Origin of the sequence: Burkholderia sp. E168m15 (assembly GCF_016586105.1) — a bacterium.
In the GTDB taxonomy this organism is placed as follows: Bacteria; Pseudomonadota; Gammaproteobacteria; order Burkholderiales; family Burkholderiaceae; genus Burkholderia; species Burkholderia orbicola.
Map to the genome: position 1 here is coordinate 23,193 of NZ_BCPO01000014.1, position 9,036 is coordinate 32,228.

Consider the following 9,036-nt stretch of genomic DNA (forward strand, 5'->3'; position numbering starts at 1 on the left):
CAGACGGGCACGTAGACACTACTCGCAACCGCGCCGCGCCGGAAGTCGAATTGGCCCTGATTGCAATCGATTTCATGGGACGGGGAAGGGCATCGCTGCGGCGCGGGTCGGTTTCGACGAGCGGTCAGTCAGTGAGGTCGATCTATCAGGCTTCCGGGCGCGTTTGAAAATGTGCTTTTGAATCAGGCTACTTTGGAGGGATTCGTGCAAAGTTTTGCCTGTAAAATCGCGCAAGCGAAATGAAGCTGCGCCATCCGAGGGCGCGTCAAAAGAAGAAAAGGCCGTAGCCATGAACATGCAGAACACAATCGCCGCATTGCGCGGCGGATTGCTTCAGCAGGACCGGTTGTTGAAGCTCGATACGCCATTGGGGAGCAACGTCCTGACCGTGCAGCGGGCAGTTGGCCGCTCACGTATCGGGCGCGCGTACGAATTCACGCTGGACGTACTGTCGACCGATAGCGATCTGGAGCTTAAAAAGCTGATCGCGCAGCCGGTCACGTTGTGGATTCAGCAAGGCGATCGCAGCTATCGGCCGATGAACGGCTACGTGCACACCGCGCGCCGTCTGGGCGCCGACGGCGGGCTCACGACCTATCAGCTCACGTTCGCCGATTTCACCCATTTCCTGAAGTTCCGTCGCGACCAGCGGATCTGGAACGATACGACCGTCGACCAGATCATCAGCGACGTGCTGAACCAGCATCCGCAGGCGAAAGGCCATTTCCGCTTTGCGCTGTCGAAGCCGTTGCCGAACCGCTCGTACACGCGACAGCACGACACCGACTGGCATTTCATCCATCGACTGATGGAGGACGAAGGGCTCTACTGCGCGTGGCAGCAGGCCGACGACGGCAAGTCGCACACGCTCGTGGTGACCGACAACCTGCAGGCGTTCGCGCCGCTATCGCCGCAGACCGTGCGCTTCTATCGTGGCGGGGCGGCGAGCGAAGCCGATGCGTTCACGCAATGGTCGGGCACGCGCACGCTGCAGAGCGTCACGCGTTCGACGCGCACGTTCGACTACAAGAATCCCGCGCAGCCGTCGAATCCGAAAGGCACGTCGCTGCCGACGATGGCCGGTCAGGGCGAATTGCCCGATCAGCTCGAAGTCTACGAATACACCGGTGCGTACACGTATCTGGACCAGACGCGCGGCGACCATCTGACGAAGATCCGGATGGAGCAGTGGGAGTCGGAGGCGAAGCGCTTCCACGGCGCGGGCGGCGTGCGTGCGATCGATGCCGGCCGGCGCTTCACGCTGGCGGATCATCCCGAACACGATCGCGATCCGGCCGACCAGCGCGAATTCGCGGCGATCGGCGTCGAATGGTGGATCGAGAACAACCTCCCCGTTTCGAACGGCAGCGCGGATTTTCCGTACAGCCTGCGTGAAGCGTTGACGCAAGCGCAGGAGGGCTACGGTGCCGACCCCGCGTTTCGCGTGCCGCACGACGACGGCTCGGTCGGCTTCTATCTCGTCGAGGTCGAAGCGCAGCGCGTGAACGTGCCGTATCGCAGCCCGTTCGAGCATAAAAAGCCGGAGATGCACCTCGAGACGGCGATCGTCGTCGGGCCGCAGGGCGAGGAGGTTTATACCGACGAGCTGAACCGGACTCGCGTGCAGTTCGTGTGGGATCGCCTGAACCCGGGCAACGAGAACGCATCGTGCTGGGTGCGCGTCGTGCAGTCGGATACGGGCGGCGGCTACGGCGGTGTGCACGTGCCGCGCATCGGCGAGGAAGTGCTGATCGACTACGTCGGCGGCGACTGCGACCGGCCGCTGGCCGTGGGGCGCGTGTACAACGGCGCGAACCAGCCGCAGTGGCATAGCGACGGGATTCTGTCCGGCTATCGATCGAAGGAGTATTCGGGCGGCGGCTACAACCAGCTCGTGATGGACGACGCGACCGGGCAGAACCGCGTGCAACTGATGAGCAGCAGCGCGAACAGCCTGCTGCATCTCGGCTACATCATCGACCAGAACGGCAATGCGCGCGGGTCGTATCTGGGCAGCGGTTTCGATCTGCGCTCGGATGCGTATGGCGCGGTGCGGGCGAGCCAGGGCCTGTACGTGACGACGCACCCGAAGGCGGCGAACAGCCAGCCGCTCGACGTGAAGGAGGCGCAGCAGCAGCTCGTGGCGGGCGAGAGCCTGGTCGAGGCGATGTCGGGCGTGAGCGAGCAGCATCAGGCGGAGAGCCTGAAGGACGCGCAGGACACGATGCGTGCATTCACGGACGCGACGCAGGACAGCCAGTCGGGCAGCGCGGCGGGCGGGCGCACGGCGGGCGGCGGCACCGGTAACGCGAACGCGTTCAAGGAACCGGTGATGCTGTTCGGCAGCCCGTCGGGAATCGGGATGTCGACGCAGCAGTCGGTGCATATGGTCGCGAACGATCACGTGAACGTGGCAAGCGGGCAGAGCGTGCACGTGGCCGCGGGCAAGTCGCTGATCGGCAGCATCGGGCAGAAGCTGAGCCTGTTCGTGCAGAACGCGGGGATGAAGCTGTTCGCGGGCAAGGGCAAGGTCGAGATCCAGGCGCAGTCGGACAACATCGAGGTGACCGCGCAGAAGGCGGTGAGGGTGGTGTCGGCGACGGACCGGATCGAGATCGCGGCCGATCAGGGGATTTTGCTGACGAGCGGCGGCGGATATATCCGCATCAAGGACGGCGACATCGAGATTCATACGCCGGGCGCGGTCGATGTGAAGGGGGCGTCGCATACGTTCGCGGGGCCGGCGAGCATGGGGTATCCGCTGCCGAGCCCGCGGCCGGATCAGCCCGGGCAGCTCGAACTGTTTCACAAGTACGTGAACGGCGAGGCGGTGAAGGGCGGGCTGTTCACGGTGAAGGACGTGAACGGCGCCGTGCTGAAGAAAGGCGCACTCGACAACAGCGGCTATACGGTCGTGAGCGGCTTGCCGCCGGGGGCGGTGCGCGTCGAATTCGGGAAAGACCCACGCGAGTCGGATCAGCCGGCGAACTATTTCAAGCAGGCGAAGTGGCCGGCGGAGCCCGTGCAACCGTCGCCCGAGGCCGCGCAGGCCGCGGCGAGCGGACAGCTCGCGAGTCAGCTGCAAGGGATGGCGCCGGCCGCGACGACCGCGGCGATGGGGCTGGTGAGCGGCGGCGGCGCGGGTGCGGCCCTCGGCGGGCTCGCGAGCGCCGCATTGCCGGCTGCTGCGACCGCGTTGGGTGGCGCCGGCGTGGCGTCCGCGTTGCAGACCGCCTCGAGCCTGAGCGGTGCGGCGAAGCAGGTGGCCGGGATGGTTCAGGCCGCCCGTCAGGGCGGGCTTGCCGCGCTTGCCGCGCCGGCTGCGAATGCGGCGTCCGGGGCGTTGCAGGGCGCGTTGCCCGGTGCATTGCCGGGCGTGGCCGGTATCGCGGGCAAGGGCGCCACGACCGTGGCGTCGGCCGCGGGCGCGACGGGCATGAAACTGCCGACAAGCGGGTTTGGCGGACCGTTGAAATCCTGAGAGGGCGGCTCGTCAGCCGTCTTGAAAAAAACGAATTGAACGAACAACGACATGGCACAACAACTTCCACCCGGTGCAGAGAAGGAACAGGCTGTTTCCTGGCTCAGCGATATTTCACCGAAAGACGTGGCGGCGGGGGGCGACCGTTTCAATAAGTGGTTGCTCAAGATCAGCGGCAATCACATTTCGTTCGAGGATCTCAAAACCGTCGCGAGCGCGGTGCCGATCATCGGCAACCTGATGGCGTTCTACGATGCCGTGTGCGACATCGTGACGATCGTCGAGAAGCGTCATGCCGATCTGCTCGATTACCTTGGACTCGCGATCAACCTGATCGGGGTCATTCCGGTTCCGCCGCCGCTGGCGTCGTTCCGACTGTCGGCGCGGCCGCTGTTGGCGCTTGTGCGCAATCAGTTGCTGGTGTCTCGCGGCAATCTCGGGGCGGCGATCATTGGCGTGCTCGTTGCACACGTCAACGCCGCGGCCGCGACGGAAATCGAGAACTTCCTGAAGACGTTGCAGGAAGTCCTTGTCGATCTGCTGAATGACTGCGCGGCCAAGGCGCAGGAATTGATGGTCGGTATTGCCAGCGGACTCGAGCTTGCCCTCAAAGGGCAGATTTTCGACAGTAGTGCGAACGTGCGACGTACGCAGCAGATCGCGCGGAAGATGGGCGAGCGATCCTGGTACAACCCGAAGCTCTTGGTCGATGCGTTCGAGTACGGTTACGAAGGTTCGATCGCGTTGGGCAAGGAAGCCGGCAACGCGACGGTCGGGACCGCCGCGAAGCTGGCGCCGGATTCGTGGCTCCAACCGTTTCGCGATATCGTCGCCTTCCTGAAGACTGAGGCGCCGAAAGTTGCGAAGGCCATCCGTGATCTGAATGGCAGCGAAGAAGGCAAGATGCTCTGGCTGATCGCGCAAGTGATCGAGGCCGTGGCACGGGTGCGGGCGGGCGGCAAGCTTCGTGAAAAGACCGCCGACGTGCCGACCGGCGGCAAGGGAAGGGCACATCATGATCGCCCGCAGGAGCCGGTGGGTGCGGTCGAGCAGCATGCGCATCCGGAGGGTCCTGGCCAGAGCCCCTGCAAAGGTTGCGGGGTCGGCGCGTCGACCGGGTCGATCGATTTCGCTTTCGGCGATGAGACGTTCACGCATACGGACTTTGAACTGCCCGGCGCATTGCCGCTTGTCTGGGCGCGTACTTATCGCTCACGCCTGTCCGCATACGACACCGGAGAACTCGGCGCGCGATGGATTACGCCGTACACGACGCGCATCGATATAGAAGGCGACACATGGTTCTACCGTGATGCCAGCGGGCGCAGCATTGAATATCGCGCGCTCGCAGCCGGAAGCGTGCATGACGATCTCTCGGAAAACCTGACGCTGTCGCGACTCGACGATACGTGGGTGACGATTGCGTACGGCCACGACGAGTTGCACGTGTATGAACGGCGTGGCAACGCGTTCAGGCTGGCGATGCAGAAAGATCGCGCGGGTAACACGATCACGCTCGACTACGATGCGCGCGACCACGTGGCGCGCCTGATTGATGCGAACGGTAACGTGCTGTCGTTCGAGCACGACAAGCACGGCCGGATCGTACTGATCGAGCAGGTGCTCGAAGACGGTAAGCGTCGCACGCTCGCGAGCTACGCCTATGACGAAGCGGCCGATCTGATCCGCGCAACCGATCGGCACGGCAACGCGTGGAACTACCAGTACGACCGACATCTCGTCACGCGCTACACCGATCGCACCGGCCGCGGGATGTCGCTTGAATGGGACGGCGCGGACGCTGACGACAACGCGAATGCGAAATGCGTGCGCGAGTACGCGGACGACGGCAGCCTCGATATCCGTCTGGCGTGGCATCCGAACATTCGATTGACCTATGTGACCGATGCGCTCGGTCAGACGACGCGTTATTACTTCAATATCAAGGGCTACGTTTATCGGATCGCCTATCCGGATGGAAGCGAAGAGTGGTTCCGGCGAGACGAGCACAACAATCTGACGTTGCACATTCTGCCGGACGGCAGCGTCGAGCAGATGCGTTACGACGCGCGCGGTAACCGGACATGGCACGAGCGCGCTGACGGCAGCATTGTCGAGATGGCATACGACGACAAGGACCAGATGATCCGGCTCGTCGATCCGAATGGGCATGTCTGGCAGCGCAAGTACGATGATGCAGGCAATCTCGTCGAGGAAATCGATCCGCTCGAGCACTCGACGAAGTACAGCTATAACGACAAGGGGCTGCCGACACAGATCACCGATGCCAAAGGCGGATCGAAGGCGCTCGAATACAACGCCGCCGGGCAATTGACCGGCTACACGGACTGCTCTGGAAAGAAGACGGCGTGGCGCTATGACGATATCGGGCGTGCGATCGAGACAAAGGATGCGTCCGGGGGCGTCGTTGCTTATGCATATGGCCCGAACGGCCAGTTGACGGAGATTCGTTCGCCGGCCGGTGTCGAACACGTGCAGTACGATGCTGAAGGTCGATTGCTTGGGCGTACGGATCAACTCAATCGGTCGACGCGATATGGCTACGATGCCGTTGGCCGTATCGCGAGCCGCTCGGACGCGCTCGGGCAGACGATCGCGTATCGCTACGACCGTCTCGGGCGCTTGACCGCGCTGACCGATGCCAACTTTGCGACGTACCAGTTCCGCTACGATCCGGCAGGGCGGCTGATCGAGGAAATCGCCTTCGACGGCAAGTCGACGCGTTATCAGTACGATCCGGACAGCGGCAGTCTCGTTTCGATCGATGAAGCGGGTTGCGTGACTTCGGTCGACGTCGATGCGAACGGCCGTCTGCTGAAGCGCATCGCGGGGGACAGCGAGGAACGGTTTGCCTACGATCCGAGCGGCAGGTTGATCGACGCGGTGAATCGGTACAGCCGCGTGCAGTTCTTCTTCGATCCGGTTGGCAATCTGGTGCGTGAACATCACGCTTACGATCTGTTCGGCGACCGGCGCAGCTACGTGTGGCATCACGAATACGACGAACTCGGCAATCGGCGGCGTACCGTTCGGCCGGACGGGCATGCGGTCGACTGGCTGATGTATGGCTCGGGGCATGTGCACGGGATGCTGCTCGATGGCGAGGAGCGCGTGCAGTTCGAGCGCGATGACTTGCATCGCGAGACGGTGCGTGTGCTGTCGAGCAAGGTCGGGCAGCGCACGCACTACGATCCGGCTGGGCGCGTGCTGCAGCAGACGATCCAGCGGTCGACGTCGCCCGCGCCGCTTGCCGAGCGGCGCTATCGCTATGACGCGGTGGGGCAGTTGTCGCGGATCGAGGACAGCCGCAAGGGCGGGACCGATTATCGATACGATCCTGTCGGGCGTTTGATCGAGGCGATCAGTCCCGTCGCGAAGGAGCGGTTCGCGTTCGATCCGGCGAGCAACATCATCGATCCGGTGCGGATTACGGAGACGCCTGCATCGCGTCCCAGCCCGGTGCGGCCGGAAAGCACGTTGCCGGTCGAGGTGCCGAAGGTGCTCGGGAACCTGCTGAAGGCGTACGCGGGGATGCACTTCGAGTACGACGCACGCGGGAATCTGGTGCGCAAGCGCACGCCTGCGGGGCAGCAGGAATACGAGTGGGATGAATTCAATCGCTTGCTGTCCGCGCGGGTTGCCGAGACGTCGCGGCAGAGTCAGGCTCGGTATTTCTATGATGCGTTCGGTCGTCGTATTGCGAAGGAGGTGAACGGCGAGCGGACGGTGTTCGGGTGGGATGGCGACACGCTGGCGTACGAGAGTGATGGCGAGCGTGGCACGCACTATCTGTACGAGCCGGGGACGTTCGTGCCGCTGGCGCAGTATGTGGCGGAGCCAGTTGAGGGAATCGAGACGCCGGTATGGACGAGTACCGACCGCTATGTGCCGGAAGATGACCCGCTGCAGAAGGTGCCGGAGCGGCGGGGCGATGCGGCGGTGTTCTATTACCACTGTGATCAGATCGGCACGCCGCAGCTTCTAACGGACGATGATGGTGATGTGGTCTGGGAAGCGTCGTACAAGGCTTGGGGTGAAGCGCGGGAGGTGATTGCGCGGGCGTCGAAGGCGGCGGGGATTGTGGCTAAGAATCCGTTGCGGTTTCAGGGACAGCAGGTTGATGCGGAAACGGGACTGCACTATAACTGGCACCGGTACTATGATTCGGGTATCGGAAGGTTCGTGTCGAAAGATCCGATCGGGCTCGTTGGCGGGATCAACGTCTATCAATATGCGTCGAATCCGGTCGAATGGATCGATCCGTTGGGGTTGGCACCTCGCCGTCCTGCCCATGAAGCCAGCATCCAGAGAAGAGTTAACTGCCTCAAGTCTCAGGGGTTTCAAGAGCACCACATTATTAGCGACAAGAATTCCCAGACGAAAAATCACCCTCTAATTGCGCTTGCTGGCTTTGATCTTCAATCTCAGGCTAACAAAATCTATCTACCAGATGACGAAAGCCTTCATCCGACTCGCTCGATCCACAACGGGCGTCATCCCAACATCGTAAGCACAAACTTGTCCAGACAAATGAACGATGCTGTTGTGATAGGAAAGCAGCAGGGTTGGGGGCAGAAACAGTATGACGCGGCTCTGCGCGGAATCATCGCGCGAGAGCGGATGGAGTTGAAAGCCGGGAACCGGATGCTCAACAAGAACCATCGACCATGGGCGTGTCCAAACTAAGTGAGGATATATGACGAAAATCTGGACCACGGAGGCGGACTATCCGGAAAGTCGGATGGCACTCTACGATGAGGCAAAAAATCAAGTGGATCGCTTTGATTTACAGGCGGCCACACGCCTCACAAAATCGAATCCTTTGGTATTCGATCTTCCCAAAAAGGGGGTGGCAAAGATTCAAGACTACGGTGTTATTTGGTCAAACATCTTGATTCCGCTTGTAAGTGAAGCGGTGCGTGTTGCGATTGAAGGACTGGCGAATGACGGTGACGTACAGTTCATTCCGGCAGTTATTGAATCGGACGGAAAGGCTATTGACGGATCATACTTTCTTCTTAATCCGGTTAGAAAAGTCGATGTGATCGATCACGACGCTTCTGAGCCGATAGTGGTGAAGATTCCGGGGTTTCCTGATGCCAAGGTTGGTTTCAAAAAGATGGTCTTGCGCTCCGATTTCTCTGCCAATGGCATTGGCAGACAATACGACTCCTTGACATATATTGTCGTGGGAGATCGATTGGCCGAGGCTGTATTGTGTGCCACAAAGAAGGGGGTTAGATTCACCACTGGTATTCCGCCTGCCGATTGATGTCGACCAGACCGGCGGTGCCCGAGCGGGAAGCAAGATCATGTTGTTCGAGAATCGACTTCATTCGTTTATCCGTCAGATGTTGGAGCGGGAAACAAGGCTCCACGCTGAAAAGGGAGCATGGTGTTGCATGGCGCGTATAAGTAATATCGGGATTGTCGCGAGTGGGTCAATCAAGAAGCTATGCTCAAATTGGAACGGATTCTCCCGACAGCAAGATCTATGCGTGAAATCGCTGAGTGTCGTGGATGCGGTGAGATTC

General features: G+C 61.5%; 3 protein-coding genes. All 3 read left to right on the forward strand.

Going from position 1 to position 9,036, the window contains the following annotated elements; all coding sequences use genetic code 11:
* Positions 1-289 precede the first annotated feature (289 nt).
* From tssI to JMF86_RS01900, 3 genes are read left to right on the forward strand one after another with little or no spacing between them, the layout of a single operon-like run.
* Positions 290-3,481, forward strand: a complete 3,192-nt coding sequence (gene tssI, locus JMF86_RS01890) for a type VI secretion system Vgr family protein (RefSeq protein ID WP_011694121.1) — start codon at positions 290-292, stop codon at positions 3,479-3,481.
* A gap of 51 nt (positions 3,482-3,532) precedes the next feature.
* Complete coding sequence (locus JMF86_RS01895; RefSeq protein ID WP_011694122.1) at positions 3,533-8,188, forward strand: RHS repeat-associated core domain-containing protein; 4,656 nt, start codon at positions 3,533-3,535, stop codon at positions 8,186-8,188.
* A gap of 55 nt (positions 8,189-8,243) precedes the next feature.
* Entirely contained in the window at positions 8,244-8,774 is a 531-nt protein-coding gene (locus JMF86_RS01900; protein ID WP_226292247.1) for an imm11 family protein, read from the forward strand.
* Positions 8,775-9,036 lie beyond the last annotated feature (262 nt).

Coding starts and splice junctions, on each gene's coding strand:
- tssI (WP_011694121.1), top strand. CDS start 290: ATGAACATGCAGAACACAATCGCCGCATTGCGCGGCGGATTGCTTCAG.
- JMF86_RS01895 (WP_011694122.1), top strand. CDS start 3,533: ATGGCACAACAACTTCCACCCGGTGCAGAGAAGGAACAGGCTGTTTCC.
- JMF86_RS01900 (WP_226292247.1), top strand. CDS start 8,244: ATGGCACTCTACGATGAGGCAAAAAATCAAGTGGATCGCTTTGATTTA.